This is a genomic window from Pseudomonas sp. FBF18 (assembly GCF_024261405.1).
GTDB classification, from domain to species: domain Bacteria; phylum Pseudomonadota; class Gammaproteobacteria; order Pseudomonadales; family Pseudomonadaceae; genus Aquipseudomonas; species Aquipseudomonas palmensis.
Genome location: NZ_QKRS01000009.1, coordinates 202841 through 220670, shown reverse-complemented (window position 1 = coordinate 220670; position 17830 = coordinate 202841). Strand labels below are relative to the sequence as shown.

At 65.8% G+C, this 17830-nt stretch carries 18 protein-coding genes; 12 read left to right on the top strand and 6 right to left on the bottom strand.

What is annotated here, in order from left to right:
• Positions 1-1362 (bottom strand): aldehyde dehydrogenase family protein (locus tag DN387_RS16280; protein WP_254506117.1); only part of this gene is annotated, 1362 nt, incomplete at its 3' end.
• A gap of 265 nt (positions 1363-1627) precedes the next feature.
• Here DN387_RS16280 and DN387_RS16275 point away from each other — a divergent pair.
• From DN387_RS16275 to DN387_RS16260, 4 genes are all read left to right on the top strand, one after another.
• The gene (locus tag DN387_RS16275) at positions 1628-3547 is read left to right on the top strand and encodes a sigma-54-dependent Fis family transcriptional regulator (RefSeq protein ID WP_054916336.1); all 1920 of its coding nucleotides are present in this window, start codon (positions 1628-1630) and stop codon (positions 3545-3547) included.
• A 65-nt stretch (positions 3548-3612) separates the two neighbouring features.
• Positions 3613-4962 carry a UDP-N-acetylmuramate:L-alanyl-gamma-D-glutamyl-meso-diaminopimelate ligase gene (gene mpl / locus DN387_RS16270; protein WP_043863918.1) on the top strand — a complete coding sequence of 450 codons (1350 nt, stop codon included), beginning with the start codon at positions 3613-3615 and terminating at the stop codon, positions 4960-4962.
• Entirely contained in the window at positions 4959-5588 is a 630-nt protein-coding gene (gene ubiX, locus DN387_RS16265; protein WP_054916337.1) for a flavin prenyltransferase UbiX, read from the top strand. Before mpl ends, ubiX begins: the two co-directional genes overlap by 4 nt.
• Complete coding sequence (locus DN387_RS16260; RefSeq protein WP_043863916.1) at positions 5585-5875, top strand: YceK/YidQ family lipoprotein; 291 nt, start codon at positions 5585-5587, stop codon at positions 5873-5875. The genes ubiX and DN387_RS16260 overlap by 4 nt, the downstream gene beginning before the upstream one ends.
• 90 nt (positions 5876-5965) lie before the next feature.
• Here DN387_RS16260 and DN387_RS16255 read toward each other — a convergent pair whose 3' ends face one another.
• The 3 genes from DN387_RS16255 to DN387_RS16245 form a co-directional block, all read right to left on the bottom strand.
• On the bottom strand, positions 5966-6607 hold the full coding sequence (locus DN387_RS16255) for an oxidoreductase (RefSeq protein ID WP_043863915.1): 642 nt from the start codon (positions 6605-6607) through the stop codon (positions 5966-5968).
• A 26-nt stretch (positions 6608-6633) separates the two neighbouring features.
• A complete protein-coding gene (locus DN387_RS16250) occupies positions 6634-8355 on the bottom strand; it encodes a C13 family peptidase (RefSeq protein WP_054916338.1) in 1722 nt (573 codons plus the stop codon).
• A gap of 87 nt (positions 8356-8442) precedes the next feature.
• Positions 8443-8898, bottom strand: coding sequence for a MaoC family dehydratase (locus DN387_RS16245; RefSeq protein ID WP_043863913.1), 456 nt, complete (start codon positions 8896-8898; stop codon positions 8443-8445).
• Between the two features lie 170 nt (positions 8899-9068).
• Between DN387_RS16245 and DN387_RS16240 the strand changes: the two genes are divergently transcribed.
• From DN387_RS16240 to DN387_RS16230, 3 genes are read left to right on the top strand one after another with little or no spacing between them, the layout of a single operon-like run.
• Positions 9069-9431: a CidA/LrgA family protein gene (locus DN387_RS16240; protein ID WP_043863912.1), complete on the top strand. Its 363-nt coding sequence runs from the start codon at positions 9069-9071 to the stop codon at positions 9429-9431.
• 2 nt (positions 9432-9433) lie between these two features.
• Positions 9434-10144, top strand: coding sequence for an LrgB family protein (locus DN387_RS16235; RefSeq protein WP_177333010.1), 711 nt, complete (start codon positions 9434-9436; stop codon positions 10142-10144).
• 9 nt (positions 10145-10153) lie between these two features.
• Positions 10154-10744 (top strand): LON peptidase substrate-binding domain-containing protein, encoded by a 591-nt coding sequence (locus DN387_RS16230; RefSeq protein WP_043863910.1) that lies wholly within the window; start codon positions 10154-10156, stop codon positions 10742-10744.
• Positions 10745-10747: 3 nt separating this feature from the next.
• Here DN387_RS16230 and DN387_RS16225 read toward each other — a convergent pair whose 3' ends face one another.
• Positions 10748-12064 carry a bifunctional DedA family/phosphatase PAP2 family protein gene (locus DN387_RS16225; protein ID WP_054916340.1) on the bottom strand — a complete coding sequence of 439 codons (1317 nt, stop codon included), beginning with the start codon at positions 12062-12064 and terminating at the stop codon, positions 10748-10750.
• 4 nt (positions 12065-12068) lie between these two features.
• Positions 12069-12761: a DNA-3-methyladenine glycosylase gene (locus tag DN387_RS16220; protein ID WP_043863908.1), complete on the bottom strand. Its 693-nt coding sequence runs from the start codon at positions 12759-12761 to the stop codon at positions 12069-12071.
• A 190-nt stretch (positions 12762-12951) separates the two neighbouring features.
• On the opposite strand from DN387_RS16220, the gene DN387_RS16215 reads away from it, so the two are divergent.
• Genes DN387_RS16215 through mrdA form a run of 5 tightly spaced genes read left to right on the top strand, consistent with a single transcriptional unit; the run spans position 12952 to position 17827 of the window.
• The gene (locus tag DN387_RS16215) at positions 12952-14223 is read left to right on the top strand and encodes a glutamate-5-semialdehyde dehydrogenase (RefSeq protein WP_043863907.1); all 1272 of its coding nucleotides are present in this window, start codon (positions 12952-12954) and stop codon (positions 14221-14223) included.
• 2 nt (positions 14224-14225) lie between these two features.
• The gene (gene nadD / locus DN387_RS16210) at positions 14226-14912 is read left to right on the top strand and encodes a nicotinate-nucleotide adenylyltransferase (RefSeq protein WP_043863906.1); all 687 of its coding nucleotides are present in this window, start codon (positions 14226-14228) and stop codon (positions 14910-14912) included.
• Between the two features lie 44 nt (positions 14913-14956).
• On the top strand, positions 14957-15382 hold the full coding sequence (gene rsfS, locus DN387_RS16205; RefSeq protein WP_088514344.1) for a ribosome silencing factor: 426 nt from the start codon (positions 14957-14959) through the stop codon (positions 15380-15382).
• A 9-nt stretch (positions 15383-15391) separates the two neighbouring features.
• Complete coding sequence (gene rlmH, locus DN387_RS16200; protein ID WP_010222895.1) at positions 15392-15859, top strand: 23S rRNA (pseudouridine(1915)-N(3))-methyltransferase RlmH; 468 nt, start codon at positions 15392-15394, stop codon at positions 15857-15859.
• Positions 15860-15874: 15 nt separating this feature from the next.
• A complete protein-coding gene (mrdA, locus tag DN387_RS16195; protein WP_054916341.1) occupies positions 15875-17827 on the top strand; it encodes a penicillin-binding protein 2 in 1953 nt (650 codons plus the stop codon).
• Positions 17828-17830 lie beyond the last annotated feature (3 nt).

Below are 17830 nucleotides of genomic sequence, written 5' to 3'. Positions count from 1 at the left end.
TACGCGGCCAGCCTTGATGCCGCGGCCCATGCGATAGGCGCGGTTGATGTCGCGGGTCCATACACCGGCGCCCAGGCCAAATTCGGTGTCGTTGGCAATGGCCAGGGCCTCGGCTTCGTCCTTGAAGGTGGTGATGCTGACCACCGGGCCGAAGATCTCTTCCTGGAACACGCGCATCTTGTTGGTGCCCTTGAGCAGGGTCGGCTGGATGTAGTAACCGGTCGACAGGTTGCCCTCGAGTTTTTCCACCTTGCCGCCCGTGAGCAGTTCGGCGCCTTCCTTCTCGGCGATTTCCAGGTACGAGAGAATCTTGTCGAACTGCTGCTCGGAGGCCTGGGCGCCGACCATGGTGTCGGTGTCCAGCGGGTCGCCACGCTTGATCTGCTTGATCTTCTTCATCACCTCCTGCATGAACGCCGGGTAGATCGATTCCTGCACCAGTGCGCGCGACGGGCAGGTGCACACCTCGCCCTGGTTGAAGAACGCCAGCACCAGGCCTTCGGCGGCCTTCTCGATGAAGCTCTGCTCGGCCTGCATGATGTCTTCGAAGAAGATGTTCGGCGACTTGCCGCCCAGCTCCACGGTGCTGGGGATGATGTTCTCGGCGGCGCATTTCATGATGTGCGAACCCACCGGGGTGGAGCCGGTGAAGGCGATCTTGGCGATGCGCTTGCTGGTGGCCAGCGCTTCGCCGGCTTCACGGCCATAGCCCTGCACCACGTTGAGCACGCCCGGTGGCAGCAGGTCGCCGATCACTTCGAGCAGCACGCTGATGCCCAGCGGGGTCTGTTCGGCCGGCTTGAGCACCACGCAGTTGCCGGCGGCCAGGGCCGGGGCGAGCTTCCAGGCGGCCATCAGGATCGGGAAGTTCCACGGGATGATCTGCCCGACCACGCCCAGCGGTTCGTGGATGTGATAGGCCACGGTGTTGCCGTCGATTTCAGCGGCGCTGCCTTCCTGGGCGCGCAGACAGCCGGCGAAGTAGCGAAAGTGATCGGCGGCCAGCGGGATGTCGGCGTTGAGGGTTTCGCGTACCGCCTTGCCGTTGTCCCAGGTTTCGGTGATGGCCAGCAGTTCGAGGTTCTGCTCGATGCGGTCGGCGATTTTCAGCAGGATCAGCGAGCGCGCCTGCACCGAGGTGGTGCCCCAGGCATCGGCGGCCGCATGGGCGGCGTCCAGCGCCTTGTCGATGTCTTCGGCACTGGAGCGTGGGAACTCGGCAATCGGCTGGCCGTTGACCGGCGAGGTGTTGGTGAAGTACTCGCCTTTGACCGGTGGCACGAACTCGCCGTTGATGTAGTTGCCGTAGCGGCTCTTGAAGGAAACGATCGCGCCGTCGGTACCGGGATGTGCGTAACGCATGGTGTGTCTCCTGGCTATTGTGCTTGTAGGGAGGATGTAAAGCGTAGTGCAAGGCACGGGCCACTGCCCGGTGGCCTAGTGAAATCAAGGGCTTGGCGCGGCGCGGAGGGCGCCCCGCAGGCGCTGTGTGCCAGCCCCGGCACAGCCTGGGTGACACTCTGTACCCGTTGTGGCACACAACGTGACCCGACGGTCCCGCCACCATTGCAATGCACTGGCGGCAGGAGGATGCTGGGTTCATCTCGTGTGCGGAGAACAATAAAAAGTGCAGAGCAATCATCTGAGCCGGCACGCCCGGCAAGTGCTCACCGTCACCCAGGGCAAGGCGCTGTTGCAGGGGCCGGGCAGCGACCCGTCGATCGCCCGTTCCTGGTTGCGCTGCCTGGAGGACTACCACCTCGACCCGGCCCAGAGCGTTGCGCCCACCGTGCTCGAGCACGGGCGGCTGCTGGAGAGCCGTGAGCGCCTGCAGCAGGTGCTGCAGATCGCCGGCAACGAGATGAACAGCCTGCACCAGCAACTCTGCGGCGCCGGGCACGCGGTTCTGCTGACCGATGCGCGCGGGGTGATCCTCAACTGCGTCACCGCACCCACCGAGCGGCGCATCTTCGAGCGCGCCGGGCTCTGGCTGGGCGCCGACTGGAGCGAGGCCTGCGAAGGCACCAACGGTATCGGCACCTGCCTGGTCGAGCGCCAGGCCCTGACCATTCATCAGGATGAACACTTTCGCGGGCGCCATACCGGGCTGACGTGCTCAGCCAGCCCGGTGTTCGATCCGCAGGGCGAGCTGCTGGCAGTGCTCGACGTATCGTCGGCGCGCCCCGACATGTCGCGCCAGAGCCAGTTCCACACCATGGCGCTGGTCAACCTCTCGGCCAAGATGATCGAGAGCTGCTACTTCCTGCGCCATTTCGAAAACCACTGGCTGTTGCGCTTTCACCTGCAGGCCGAATCGGTCGGGCTGTTCAGCGAGGGGCTGCTGGCGTTCGATGGCGAGGGGCGTATCTGTGCGGTCAACCAGAGTGCGCTGAACCTGCTGGCAACGGCACGCGGCGGGCTGCTCGGCCAGCCAGTGGAGGCGTTTTTCGACTGCGCGCTGGATGAACTGCTCGGGCGTGCCACGGCGGCCGCCAGCACCAGCTGGCCGCTGCGTACCCGCGATGGCCGTGTGCTGTTCGCCAGCCTGCGCGGCCAGGCCCGTGCGGTGGCGCCACCGCTTGCGCCGTCGGCCACCAGCACGCCAATGCCGGCACAACGCATCTGCCTGGTCGACCCGGCACTGCAACAGGATTTTCGGCGTGCGCTGCGGGTGTTCGAGCGCGACGTGCCGGTGCTGCTCAACGGCGAAACCGGGTGTGGCAAGGAGGCCTTCGCCAAGGCCGTGCACCAGGCCAGCCAGCGCGCGGGCAAACCGTTCGTCGCGCTCAACTGTGCGTCGATCCCGGAGAGCCTGATCGAGAGCGAGCTGTTCGGCTATCGCGGCGGCAGCTTTACCGGGGCGCGCAAGGAGGGCATGCGCGGCAAGCTGCAACAGGCCGACGGCGGCACCTTGCTGCTGGACGAGATCGGCGACATGCCGCTGGCCCTGCAGACGCGCCTGCTGCGGGTGCTCGAGGAGCGCCAGGTGGTACCGATCGGCGGCGAGCCGCAGGCGGTGGATGTGCGCATCATCAGTGCCACCCACCGTGACCTGCTGGGCCGGGTCGAGGCCGGCAGCTTTCGCGAAGACCTGTATTACCGCCTCAATGGCCTGGAGGTCGCCCTGCCGGCATTGCGTGAGCGCAGCGACAAGGCGCAGTTGCTCGACTTTGTCCTCGCCGAGGAAGCCGCGGGCCAACCTGTGCGGCTAGAGCCGTCGGCACGCCGGGCGCTGCTGGAATTTGCCTGGCCCGGCAACGTGCGCCAGTTGCGCAATGTGCTGCGTACCCTGGTGGCCCTGTGCGAGGATGGCCGCATTGCATTCGACGACCTGCCGCCGGTAGTGCGCCAGCCCCCGGCAGCGCTCGAGCCCAGGGTTGCCAGGCCGCAGGCCGAACACCCGCTGGACGACGCCGAGCGGGCCGCGCTGCTGCAGGCGCTGGAGCACAAGCGCTGGCACATGACCCAGGTGGCGGCGCAACTGGGGGTCAGCCGCAATACGCTGTACCGCAAGCTGCGCAAGCACGGGATTGCACGGGGCGCCTAGGCAAACTCAGGATGCGATTTTTCCCACCCTAAGCTACCCTGCCTCCACGTTTCGTGAGGTCGACCATGCACATTCATATTCTCGGTATCTGCGGTACTTTCATGGGCTCGCTGGCGGTGCTGGCCAAGGAGCTTGGCCACCGCGTCACCGGCTCCGACGCCAACGTCTATCCCCCCATGAGCACCCAGCTCCAGGCCCAGGGCATCGAGCTGCATCAAGGCTATGACGCCGCCCAGCTGGAGCCGGCCCCCGACCTGGTGGTGATCGGCAACGCACTGTCGCGGGGCAACCCGGCGGTGGAGTACGTGCTGAACAAGGGCCTGCCCTACGTGTCGGGCCCGCAGTGGCTGGCTGACCACGTGCTGCAGGGCCGCTGGGTACTGGCCGTGGCCGGCACCCACGGCAAGACCACCACCAGCAGCATGCTGGCCTGGGTGCTGGAGCATGCCGGGATGAGCCCGGGCTTTCTGATCGGCGGTGTGCCGCAGAACTTCTCGGTGTCGGCGCGCCTGGGCGCCACGCCGTTCTTCGTGGTCGAGGCCGACGAGTACGACAGCGCGTTCTTCGACAAGCGTTCCAAGTTCGTGCACTACCGTCCGCGCACCGCCATTTTGAACAACCTCGAGTTCGATCACGCAGACATCTTCCCTGATCTGGCTGCCATCGAGCGCCAGTTCCACCATCTGGTGCGCACCATCCCGAGCGAAGGCCTGGTCATTCACCCCACCACCGAACCGGCCCTGCAGAAGGTCATCGAGATGGGCTGCTGGACCCCGGTGCAGACCACCGGCGCCGGTGGTCAGTGGCAGGTGAAACTGCTCAGCGCCGACGGTTCGCGCTTCGAAGTCAGTTTTGAAGGCCAAGCCCAGGGCGTGGTGGAGTGGGAGCTGACCGGCCAGCACAACGTGGCCAACGCCCTGGCCACCCTGGCCGCTGCCCGCCATGTGGGCGTGGTGCCGGCCATCGGGATTGCCGCCTTGAGCGCGTTCAAGAGCGTCAAGCGGCGCATGGAAAAGGTCGCTGAAGTCCAGGGCGTGACCATCTATGATGACTTTGCCCACCATCCGACCGCCATTGCCACCACCCTCGACGGGCTGCGCAAGCGCATCGGCGACGCCCCGTTGATCGCGGTGATCGAGCCGCGCTCCAACTCCATGAAGCTGGGCGCCCACCGTGATGGCCTGCCCCAGAGCGTGTGCGATGCCGACCAGGTGATCTGGTATGCACCGCCCAATCTGGGCTGGGACCTGGCCGCCACCGCCGCCGAGTGCACGGTGCCGTCGATTGTCGCCGACAGTCTCGAGGCGATCATCGAGCGGGTCAAAAGCCAGGCCGCGCCGGGCACCCAGGTGGTGATCATGAGCAACGGCGGCTTTGGCGGGCTGCACGGCAAGCTGGCCGAGGCACTGCGATGAGCGGCCCGGAGCGCATCACGCTGGCCATGACCGGTGCCTCCGGGGCGCAGTACGGGTTGCGCCTGCTCGATTGCCTGGTGCGTGAAGACCGCGAGGTGCATTTTCTGATCTCCAAGGCTGCGCAACTGGTGATGTCGACCGAGACCGACGTGGTGTTGCCGGCCAAGCCGCAGTCGATCCAGGCGTTTCTGACCGAGTACACCGGCGCTGCGGCCGGGCAGATCCGGGTATACGGGCGCGAGGACTGGATGTCGCCGGTGGCCTCGGGCTCCGGGGCGCCGGCAGCGATGGTGGTGGTGCCCTGTTCCACCGGCACGCTGTCGGCAATCGCCACCGGGGCCTGCAACAACCTGATCGAGCGGGCCGTGGACGTGACCCTGAAGGAGCGTCGGCAGTTGATTCTGGTGCCGCGCGAGGCGCCTTTCTCGACCATCCACCTGGAGAACATGCTCAAGCTGTCGCAGATGGGCGCGGTGATATTGCCGGCCTCGCCGGGCTTCTATCACCAACCGCAGACCATCGACGACCTGGTGGACTTTGTGGTGGCGCGGATTCTCAACCTGCTGGATATTCCGCAGGACATGCTGCCGCGCTGGGGCGAGCACCATGTTGGCGGCGAGGAGTGAAGGCGCTGCTGGTGGCAGGCCTGGCGGTGCTGGCACTGAGCAGCGGCTGCGCCACGGTGCGCACGCTGGATGCGGCCAAGCCGGGGGCACCGGTGGTGTATTCGGGTACGCGGCTGGATCTGTATGCGCTGCAGGGCGGTTGCTGCCCTGAAGACCGTTTTGGCGCGCCGGCACCGGCGTACCCGGGGCTGGACCTGCCGGGCAGTGCACTGCTCGATACGGTGTTGCTGCCGTTGTCGGTGCTGACGGTGCTGGGGGTGGGGTTTCAGGCTACCGGCGGGTTGTAGCCAGCGGCCTCATCGCGGGTCGAGCCCGCTCCCACAAGGGGCTGAGCTGTCCTTGTGGGAGCGGGCTCGACCCGCGATGAGGCCTTTGAATTACTTACCCAATCTACGCAGTTCATCGGACTCCACGGTCCGGACCCCGTCCTGCTCTTCCAGCGCCAGGCGCCACAGCGCCCGCGCCAGTTGGCAGGCTTCGATGCCGCGGTACTTGCCCGGCAGCAGCCGCGACAACGGCCCGGCAAACTGTTCACCGAGCCGAGGCTCGATACGCTCGCCCAGCAGTACCGACGGCCGCGCGATGGTCAATTGCGGCCAGTCCTGCGCCATGAGTGCCTGTTCCATCTCGCCCTTGACCCGGTTGTAGAACACCGACGACTTGGGGTCGGCGCCAATCGCGCTGACCACCAGCAGGTGCCGTGCACCCATTTCCCGCGCCCGCTTGCTGAACGCTACCACCATGTCCAGGTCGACGGCGCGAAACGCCGTTTCCGAACCTGCCTGCTTGATGGTGGTGCCCAGGCAGCAGAAGGCGATGTCCACCCGGCCGCTCAACTGCGGCAGGAACACCGCCGGGTCGCCGACCGGGTTCTCCAGGTGCGGGTGTTCGGCCAGCGGCCGGCGCGTGGGGGCCAGCACACGGCTCACGGTCGGCTCGTTGAGCAGCCGATCCAGCAAATGCTCACCAGTCAGCCCGGTGGCTCCGGCAATCAGGATGTGCTGAGGCGTCAGGTACATGATGTCTCTCCCTTGATACAGTCAGCTTAGTGGCTGCTTGTATTTTCTGCTTGTGCCGCATCGGCACTTTGCAGTGCTTTTCGTGCCTGTTGCTGGCGCAGTTTCTGCCAGTGCTGCAGCACCCGTTGCGGCGCCCACAGCTGAGGTTCGGAAGCCTCGAAGCCATCGGCCTGCTCGCGCTGCTGCACCGTGGTCTTGGCCAGTTCGAAGGCCTGCTGCAGGTCGTCGGTCTGGTTCAGTGCCCGGGCGAACAGTGCTTCGCCGAAATAGGTGAAGTCGGCCTCTTCGGAGCAGCCGAACGACACCCGGTCGGCACGCGATGCGGTCATGATCAAGGTCTTGTCGTCCTTGAGTGAATCGATGTAACCCCCCGAGTAGCACGCAGAGATCACGATTATCTTGTCACGTTCCTTTAGTGGGGCAAGCGCGGCCGAGAGTTCATCGGCGGGCAGGTCGGCCAGTTGCAGGCGCGGCAGATCCAGCACCAGTTCATGTTCGTGGCTGCCGTGGCTGGTCAGGTAGATGAACACCAGGTCTTCGGGGCCGCTGCGCTCGGCCAGGGTGCGTGCGGCCCGCGCCAGGTTCTCGCGGGTGGCCAGGGGGCGGTCGGCCATGTGGTCGCGGTGGTTGACCAGGGCGACCTGGCCAGTGGCGCCGAAACGGGTCTTGAGCATGTCGCTGACGTAGTCGGCCTCGCGCATGAACACGCTCTGGTTGCCATCGCCGGCCAGGGCCAGGCTGTACAGTTCGATGGCCGGGGTGGAGGCCGGTACCTGGGCCAGCGCCTTGTCGAGCAGGGTGCCCTGCTTGAGCAGGGCCAGCTCCAGGGGGTCGGGCAACAGGCGCCCGTGTTCGTCGCGCACGCGCAGGCCGTTGACCCAGTGGCCGCTTTCGACGCTGCCGTCGACCTGCGTCAGCCGGCCTTTGCCCTGGTAGGTGTCGTTTTCGAAACCGCCGACGTACAGGCTGCCGTCGGGCAATTGCAGGCGGCCCTGGCCGGCGAAGCGCCAGTCGCGAAACTCGCCCTTGTAGTGGCTGGCGTCGCTGCCGAACAGCTCGCCCTTGCCGGTCAGCGAGCCGTCGCGGAACTGGCCGATCCAAACGTCGCCATCGGCGTTTTCGTAACGGCCGCGACCTTGCAGGTGGTTGTCCTTGAATTCGCCGATGTACTGGTCGCCTTCGGCGCTGTTGAAGGTGCCGCTGCCCTGCAACTGGCCGTCGACGAAGCGCCCGCTGAACTGGTTGCCACTGGCATCGCTGCGGATGCCTTCGCCGTGGGGTTTGCCCTTGGCGAACAGGCCCTGGTACTGGCTGCCGTCGGCCAGGGTCAGTTCGCCGGCGCCGTTGTACTGGTCGTCCTTGAACTGCCCGCGATACTGTACCTGGCCTTCCCTGAGGGTGCCTTCGCCGTCACGCCGGCCAAGCTTGAAGCCGCCGCTGTAGTGGCTGCCCGGGGTGGTCAGCTCGCCCTGGCCGTGAAACAGACCCTGCTGGAACTCGCCGCGGTACACCTCGCCATTGCTGCCGTGCCATTCGCCGCGGCCCTGCCACTGGCCCTGCTGGAAGTTGCCGGCATACCAGCTGCCGTTGGGGTAGTCGATGCGCCCCGGGCCCTGCAGCAGGCCATTGACCACGTCGCCACGGTAGCGGCCGCCATCGGGCAGGCGGGCGTCGGGCGGTGACAGCGGTTCACCGTCGCCACAGGCGGCGAGCAGCAGGGTCAGGGCAAGGGGTACGAATGGGCGCATGGCGGGGTCCGGGCAAGTCAGGCCCCGAGTATGCCGCAGTTTGTCGCGGGTGAAACAGCCGCTGGCAGCTGTTTCACCTTGGTCGGGTCAGACGAAGCAGAGCGACAGCGGCTCGGCGATATAGGCGGGTTTGTCCTGGCCTTCGATTTCCAGGGTGGTGGTGGCCTTGAGCAGCCACTGGCCCGGTTTCTTCTCGATGGCCTCGCTCAGGTCGACCTTGAGACGAACCCGCGAACCGACCTTCACCGGCTGGATGAAGCGCACGCTGTCCAGGCCATAGTTGACGACCATCTTCAGCCCCTCGGGCAGCACGAGGATGTCTTCCATCAGCTTGGGAATCAGCGAAAGGGTGAGAAAACCGTGGGCAATGGTGCTGCCAAATGGCGTTTTTGCCGCCTTCACCGGGTCCACATGAATGAACTGGAAGTCGCCGGTAGCCTCGGCGAACAGGTTGATGCGCTCCTGGTCGATGGTCAGCCACTCGGAACGTCCAAGTTCCTTTCCAACGTACTGCGCCAGCTCTGCAACGGGTACATAGGGCATTGCGACTCTCCTGGTTGTCTTTGATTTTGTTGTGACTGCTACAGGTTCGACTGCTTAAGATCAGCACGCCGACCGGATGCGGTCAAGTCACCGTTGTTTCAGCGAATATCGGGGTATAGACCAGTCGTTAGCGTGCTTATAATGGCCGCCAGGCCTGAGGGAGAAGTGCAATGTTGTTGCGTGGTTTGACGTGGCTCGTGCTGTTCCAGTTGCTGGGGACGGCGATCAATCACCTGTTTCTGTCGATGCTGCCGGGGCCGATCATCGGGCTGGTGCTGTTGCTGGCGTACCTGATGCTGCGCGGCGAGGTCAGTGCGCCGTTGAGCGAGGCGGCCAGCAGCCTGCTGCGCTACCTGCCGTTGCTGCTGGTGCCGCCGGCAGTGGGTGTGATGGTGTACGCCGCCGACATTGCTGCCGACTTCTGGGCCATCGTCGGTTCGCTGGTGCTGTCGGTGCTGATCGCCCTGGCGTTCTGTGGCGTGCTCATGCAGAAGATGATTGCCCGTCAGGCCCGTCGTGAGGAAAAGCCATGAGCCTGGACTGGCACGGCGCCCTCAATGCGGTCATCCACCACCCGCTGTTCGGCATCGGTATCACCCTGGGGGCCTATCAGCTGGTGCTGGCGGCCTACGACAAGACCCGCTGGATCTTCCTGCAGCCGGTACTGGTATCGATGCTGGTGGTGATCGGTGTACTGGTGACGTGCGGCGTGTCCTATGCCGAGTACCGCAAGAGCACCGAGATCATGAACATCCTGCTGGGCCCGGCCACCGTGGCCCTGGCGGTCCCGCTCTACCTGAACCTGCGGCGTATTCGCCAGCTGTTGTGGCCGACCTTGACTACGCTGGTAATCGGCGGCCTGGTCGCGACCTGTGCCTGCCTGTTGCTGGGCTGGTGGTTCGGTGCCGAACACATGATCCTGATGACCATGGCGCCCAAGTCGGTGACTTCGCCGATTGCGATGCTGGTGGCCGAGCAGATCGGCGGGGTGGCGGCGCTGGCGGCAGTGTTCGTGCTGATCACCGGTGTGATCGGGGCGATCTTCGGCCCGGCCCTGCTGTCGGCCTGCGGGGTGAGCAGCCCGGAAGCCCGCGGCATGGCACTGGGCATCAGTGCGCACGCGGTGGGCACGGCGGTGGCGTTGGAAGAAAGCGAGGAAACCGGGGCCTTCGCGGCCCTGGGCATGAGCCTGATGGGAGTGGTCACGGCGGTGTTCCTGCCGTTGGCGGTCAGCCTGGTTGCCTGAGGATATTCGATGACATTGCCCCTGTTTCCACTCAATACCGTGCTGTTCCCCGGCTGCAAGCTCGACCTGCAGATCTTCGAGGCGCGTTACCTGGACATGATCGGCCGCTGCATGAAGCAGGGCGGCGGGTTCGGCGTGGTGTGCATCCTCGAAGGCGAGCAGGTGGGCAATGCCCCGTCGGGGTTCGCGACAATCGGCTGCGAGGCGTTGATACGCGACTTCCAGCAGCAGGACAACGGACTGCTGGGCATTCGCGTCGAGGGTGTGCGGCGCTTCGATGTCGGCCCCTACGAGGTGCAGAAGGACCAACTGCTGCTGGCCGACGTGAACTGGCGCAGCGAACAGCCCGACGCCCCCCTGGAGGAGGACGATCACGACCTGCTGGCCTTGCTCGGCGCGCTGGGCGAGCACCCGATGGTGGCGGCACTGGACATGCCGGTCGAAGTCATCGGCCAGCAGGCACTGGCCAACCAGCTGGCCTACCTGCTGCCCTTCGAGGATGAAGACAAGCTCGACCTGCTGGCCATCGATTCGCCCCGCCAGCGCCTGGACGCGATCCAGGCGCTGCTCGAGCGGCTGCAGGGCGAGTTGTTCGCCTAGGTCTCAGTACTGGTAGCGCAGCAGGGCATGGGGCAAGGCATGCAGGGCGAAGAACGCCAGGGTGCCGGCGCAGGCCGGCAGGATCAGCCACCACACCTTGAGCGGCATGGCGCCGAGCGGCTCGCGGTGCTGCACCAGGCTCAGGCTGGCGGCGCACACGCAGCAGGCCAGCAGCGAGCCGGCGAGGATGTCGGTGGGCCAGTGTGCACCCAGGTAGACCCTGGACAGGGCAATCGACATCGCCGGCAGGCACCCCAGCAGAATCCAGGTCAGGCGCATGCGTGGCGGCTGGCCACGACCGGCCAGCACCGCCAGCGTCAGAAAGAACGCGAATGACGCCGAACTGTGGCCACTGGGCATGCTGTAGGAGGTCAGCGGGTCGCTGAGCACTTCGGGGCGCGCGCGGGCGAACAGCCACTTGAGTGTGCCGTTGGCCAGCGCCGTGCCCATCAGCGTGCAGGCGGCGAAGATCGCCGGGCGCCACTGCCGGCTCAGCAGCAGCAGGCCGGTGAGCACACCGCCCACCACGAACTGCGTGCGGAAGTCGCCCAGGCGGGTGATCAGTACGATGGTGCCGTCCAGCGTGGCGCGGCGGTGTTCCTGCACCAGGGTCATCAGGCCCTGGTCGAAATCGTTCAGGTACGGCCAGCCGATGAACACCGCAGCCAGCATTACCAGGCTCAGGCCGGCGATCAGCCGTGTGCCGTAGCGCTTGCTGCGCAGGCTGGTGCTGATGCTCAGGCCGATCAATAGTGCGAGGCCGGCGGCGATGATGCCTGCTTCGGTCCAGAACCCTTCGGGCAGCGGCAGGCGCATGGCCGCGCCGGTGGCCCAGCCGGGCAGCAGGTAGGCCACCGCCCAGCCGGCACCTGCCAACAGGCTGACGGCGATGAAGCGTGGCAAGGGCATGTCGAACATGCCCGCCACCATCGGCAGCATCGGCCGCAGCGGGCCGATGAAGCGCCCCACCAGCAGGCTGGCGATGCCATAGCGCTGGAAGTAGCTCTCGGCGCTGCCGATCCATTCGGGGTGGTGGCGCAGCAGCGGTAGGCGCCGGATGTTCTGGTGGAAGCGCCGGCCCAGGGTGTAGGAAATCGCATCGCCCAGCAGCCCGCCCAGAAAGCCCAGCAGCAGGGTTTCGCTCAGGCCCAGTGCGCCGCTGCCGGCGAGAACCGCCACGGCGAACAGCAGGATGGTGCCGGGCACGATGAGCCCGGCGATGGCCAGGCATTCGACGCAGGCCACGATGAAGATTGCCAGGCCGAGCCATTGCGGGTTCGCGGTCAGCCAGCCGGTCAGGCTGTCGAGCCATGGGCCCATGGTGTCAGTTTCCTTGTGTCAGTAAGAAATAGTCGCGGCCTTCGACTTGCCCACGGCGCAGCGGGTTCCGGGTGCAGTGCGCGGCGAAGTCGGCGTCGACGAAACGGTAGGGCAGATGTTCGTCGCGCCCTTGGGGAATGCCCAGGCGTGTGGTCTGAATAATGTGTTTCACGGTTATGCCGCAGTCTTCGACGAACAGCCGCTCGGGGTCGAAACGCTGGGCGTCCCAGTGCGGGACTTTCAGCCCCAGGGCCTTGCATAGCAGGGTCTGGCCGGCACACAGGCGCTGATCGGCGCGCGGCTGGCCGCTGGCGTCGGGGTTGTTCAGCTGCATCTGCGCCAGGCTGTTGTGGTCGCTGACGGCATCCACCCAGGGGTAGGCCGACTTGATCAGCACCGCGTTGCCGGGGCCGTGGGCGCTGAAGTTGAGCGAATCGCCGCCACGGGCGTAGTACATGTAGATGTGGCCGCCATCGAGGAACAGGGCCTTGCGTTTTTCGGTGTAGCCCAGCGAGGCGTGGCTGCCCTTGTCGGTGACGTAATAGGCTTCGGTCTCGATGATGCGCGCCGACAGCCACAGCTCGCCCTGACGATGGCGGATTACCTTGCCGAGCAGGGCCTTGGCCAGGGTCTGGGCGTCGCGGTCGAAGAAGCTGTCGGGGAGGGCCCGGGGCGGGCAGGGGGCGAATTCGGTCATGGGCGCGATAATAGCAATTTATGGTCCGGGTCGGCGGCGGGGCTTTGCTGGAGCCGGCCTTGCCGGCGAAGGGACGCGCTACGGTACATCTTAATACACTGTTTTCGACCATCCGCCTGACACCGCTGGGCGTATACCTGCATGACAGTTATAATCAGCCGATTTTCCCCTCCGCCAAGACACTGAGCCCATGACTGAGTCCGTTCTTGACTACATGACCCGCCTGGGTCGCGCCGCCCGTGAGGCCGCGCGCGTGATTGCCCGCGCCAGCACCGCGCAGAAGAACCGCGCCCTGCACGCTGCCGCCAATGCCCTGGACGCCGCCCGCGCCGAGCTGGGTGCCGCCAACGAACTGGACCTGGCTGCCGGTCGCGCCAATGGTCTGGAGCCGGCCATGCTCGAGCGCCTGGCGCTGACCCCGGCCCGCATCGACGGCATGATCGTCGGCCTGCGCCAGGTGGCCAGCCTGCCGGACCCGGTCGGTGCCATCCGCGACATGAGCTATCGCCCCTCCGGCATCCAGGTCGGCAAGATGCGCGTACCGCTGGGCGTCATCGGCATCATCTACGAGTCGCGCCCCAACGTGACCATCGACGCTGCCAGCCTGTGCCTGAAGTCGGGCAACGCCACCATCCTGCGTGGCGGCTCCGAAGCCATTCATTCCAACCGTGCCATTGCCGCCTGCATCCAGCGCGGCCTGGCCGAGGCCGACCTGCCCGCGGCGGTGGTGCAGGTGGTCGAGGTCACCGACCGCGAGGCGGTGGGCGCGCTGATCAGCATGCCCGAGTACGTCGACGTGATCGTGCCCCGTGGCGGCAAGGGCCTGATCGAACGGGTCAGCCGCGACGCACGGGTGCCGGTGATCAAGCACCTGGACGGCATCTGCCACGTGTACGTGGCCGAGCACGCCGAGCTGGACAAGGCCCAGCGCATCGCCTTCAACGCCAAGACCTATCGCTACGGCATCTGCGGCGCCATGGAAACCCTGCTGGTCGACCAGTCGGTCGCCGCGGCGTTCCTGCCGGCGATGGCCAGCCAGTTTCGCGACAAGGGCGTGGAGCTGCGGGGCTGCGAGCGCACCCGGCAGATCATCGAGGCACTGCCGGCCAGCGAAGACGACTGGAGCACCGAGTACCTGGCGGCGATTCTGTCGATTCGCGTGGTCGATGGCCTGGATGCGGCCATCGAGCACATCAACCACTATGGTTCGCACCATACCGATTCGATCGTCACCGAACACCAGGGTCAGGCCCGGCGCTTTACCGCCGAGGTCGACTCCTCGTCGGTGATGATCAACACCCCGACCTGCTTTGCCGACGGCTTCGAGTACGGCCTGGGGGCCGAGATCGGCATTTCCACCGACAAGCTGCATGCACGCGGCCCGGTCGGCCTGGAAGGGCTGACCTGCGAGAAGTACGTGGTGATCGGTGACGGCCAGCTGCGCGGTCAGGAGTCGTTCTGACCTTGGCCGAGCACAGCCCGCTCGCCGTTGCTGCCACGCCGTCGCCCGCCCGGCGCATCGGCGTGCTCGGCGGCACGTTCGATCCGGTGCACATCGGTCACCTGCGCAGTGCGCTGGAGGTGGCCGAGGTGCTGACGCTGGACGAACTGCGCCTGATGCCCAATGCGCGCCCGCCGCACCGCGACATGCCGCAGGTGTCGGCGCAGGATCGCCTGGCCATGGTCGAGCGCGCGGTCGAGGGCGTGCCCCTGCTGAGCGTCGATGCGCGTGAGCTGGCCCGGGACAAGCCGTCCTACACCATCGATACGCTGGAGCTGATGCGCGCCGAAATGGCCGCTGACGACCAGTTGTTCCTGCTGCTGGGCTGGGACGCATTCTGCGGCCTGCCGAGCTGGCATCGCTGGGAAGAGTTGTTGCAACACTGTCATATCCTGGTGCTTCAGCGCCCGGATGCCGACGTCGAGTCGCCGGATGCCCTGCGCAACCTGCTGGCCGCACGTTCGGTGAGTGACCCGCAAGCCCTGCAGGGGCCGGCCGGGCACATAGCATTCGTCTGGCAGACACCCTTGTCGGTGTCGGCCACGCAGATCCGACAGCTGCTGGCCAGCGGCAAGTCGGTGCGGTTTCTGGTGCCGGACGCAGTACTGGCCTATATCGATGCGCACGGCCTGTACCGTGTGCCGAACTGAGTGCGCCAACGGCGCCTCATACCTACGAGTTGAATGAGTTTTATATGAGCAAGCAAGAAATGATTAAAGGCGAAGAGCTGGTCAAGGTCGCGGTAGCTGCCCTTGAAGACGTCAAGGCCCAGGACGTCCTGGTCATCGACGTTCGCGACAAGCAGAGCATCACCGACTACATGATCATCGCCACCGGTACCTCCAACCGTCAGATCAGCGCGATGCTGGACAAGGTCCGCCAGATGGTCAAGGAGAAGGGCGTTCGTCCGCTGGGCGAAGAAGGCAAGGGCGACAGCGACTGGGTGCTGCTGGACCTGGACGACGTCATCGTGCACATGATGACCGCCTCGGCCCGTCAGTTCTACGACCTGGAGCGCCTGTGGAAAGGTGCCGAGCAGAGCCGTGCCGCCGATGGCAAGCACCACAGCCCGGAGCACACCCACGAGCACTTCGCCAAGCTCAACAAAGACCAGGAATAAGGTAGCCCCGTGCGTCTGCGTCTGATCGCGGTCGGCTCGCGCATGCCCAAATGGGTCGAGGACGGCTGGCATGAATATGCCAAGCGCCTGCCGTCGGAGCTGTCCCTGGAGCTGGTGGAGATACCGCTCAACACGCGCGGCAAGAATGCCGACGTTGCCCGCCTGATCCGTCAGGAGGGCGAGGCCATGCTGGCCAAGGTCCAGCCGGGCGAGCGTATCGTCACCCTCGAGGTGCACGGCAAGCCGTGGAGCACCGAACAGCTGGCGGTCGAACTGGACCGCTGGCGCCTCGACTCGCGTACCGTCAACTTCATGGTCGGCGGCCCCGAAGGGCTGGCGCCGGAAGTCTGTGCGCGGGCCGAGCAGCGCTGGTCGCTGTCGCCGCTGACCTTGCCGCACCCGTTGGTAAGGATACTGATCGGCGAGCAGCTGTACCGCGCCTGGACCGTGTTGTCCGGGCACCCTTACCACAAATAGTCGTAAGCCTTTTCAATGTCGCAGCCGATTCGCCTCAAGGACCACGAGAAAGACGCCCGCCTGGTGCGTAGCCGCGTCGTGGTCGGCGCAGTCGCGATCGTGCTGCTGATTTGCGTGCTGATCGCCCGGCTGTACTACCTGCAGGTCATTCAGTACGACTACCACTCCACGCTGTCGGAGAACAACCGGGTGCATGTGCAGCCGATCCCGCCGACACGCGGGCTGATCTTCGACCGCAACGGAGTGATCGTCGCCGACAACCGGCCAAGTTTCAGCCTCACCATGACCCGCGAGCGTTCCGGTGACTGGCAGCAGGTGCTCGATTCCATCGTCGAGGTGCTGGAGCTGACCGAGGACGACCGGGCACTGTTCGAAAAACGCATGCGCCAGGGGCGTCGGCCCTTCGAGCCGGTACCGATCCTGTTCGAGCTGACCGAAGAGCAGATCGCCCGGATAGCGGTGAACCAGTTCCGTCTGCCGGGTGTGGAGGTGGCGGCGCAGCTGGTACGCCATTACCCGCAGGGTGCGCACTTTGCGCATTCGGTCGGCTATGTGGGGCGCATCAACGAAAAAGAGCTCAAGTCCCTCGACCCGGTCAACTACAGTGGCACCCACCATATCGGCAAGACCGGTATCGAGCGCTTCTACGAAGCCGAGCTGCATGGCCAGGTCGGCTACGAAGAGGTCGAGACCAACGCCCGTGGCCGGGTGCTGCGGGTGCTCAAGCGTACCGATCCGATCCCCGGCAAGGACATCGTCCTGAGCCTGGACATCAAGCTGCAGGAAGCCGCCGAAGCAGCGCTGGGCGGTCGTCGTGGCGCGATCGTGGCGCTCGACCCGAACACAGGTGAAGTGCTGGCGATGGTCAGTCAGCCGAGCTTCGACCCCAACCCCTTCGTCACCGGCATCAGCTTCAAGGCCTATGCCGAGCTGCGCGACTCGATCGACCGCCCGCTGTTCAACCGCGTACTGCGCGGCCTGTACCCGCCGGGGTCGACGATCAAGCCGGCAGTGGCCATCGTCGGCCTGGACACCGGCGCGGTCACGGCCACCTCGCGAGTGTTCGACCCGGGCTACTACCAACTGCCCAACTATGACCACAAGTACCGCAACTGGAACCGCACCGGCGATGGCTGGGTCGACCTCGACACGGCGATCATGCGTTCCAACGACACCTATTTCTACGACCTGGCGCACAAGGTCGGCATCGACCGGCTTTCGGCCTACATGAACCGCTTCGGCATCGGCCAGAAGGTCGCGCTGGACATGTTCGAGGAATCCTCCGGGCTGATGCCGTCGCGTGACTGGAAGCGCGCGACCCGGCGCCAGGCCTGGTTCCCCGGCGAAACACTGATCCTCGGCATCGGCCAGGGCTACATGCAGGCCACGCCGCTGCAACTGGCCCAGGCCACCGCGCTGATCGCCAGCAAGGGCAAGTGGAACCGCCCGCACCTGGCCAAGACCGTCGAGGGCGTGCGCCCGGTGGACGAGAACCCGATGGAAGACATCGTGCTGCGTGACAAGGCCGACTGGAACAGGGTCACCCACGGCATGGAGATGGTGATGCACGGTGCCCGTGGTACCGCGCGCAAGGCCGCCATCGGCGCGCAGTACCGCATCGCCGGCAAGAGTGGTACTGCGCAGGTGGTCGCGATCAAGCAGGGCGAGAAGTATGACCGCAACAAGGTGCAGGAGCGTCACCGCGACCACGCCCTGTTCGTGTCCTTCGCCCCGGCCGAAAACCCGAAGATCGTGGTGTCGGTGATGGTCGAGAACGGCGAGTCCGGCTCCGGCGTGGCCGCCCCCGTGGTGCGCCAGGTGATGGACGCCTGGCTGCTCGACCAGAACGGTCGCCTCAAGCCTGAATACGCCAACCCCGCGGGTGCCCCGACCAATGTGTCGGTGACCACCCCGGCCGCCCCGCCAGCCAACCCTACAACCGCGCAGGAAACGGCCCGTGAAGAGTAATTT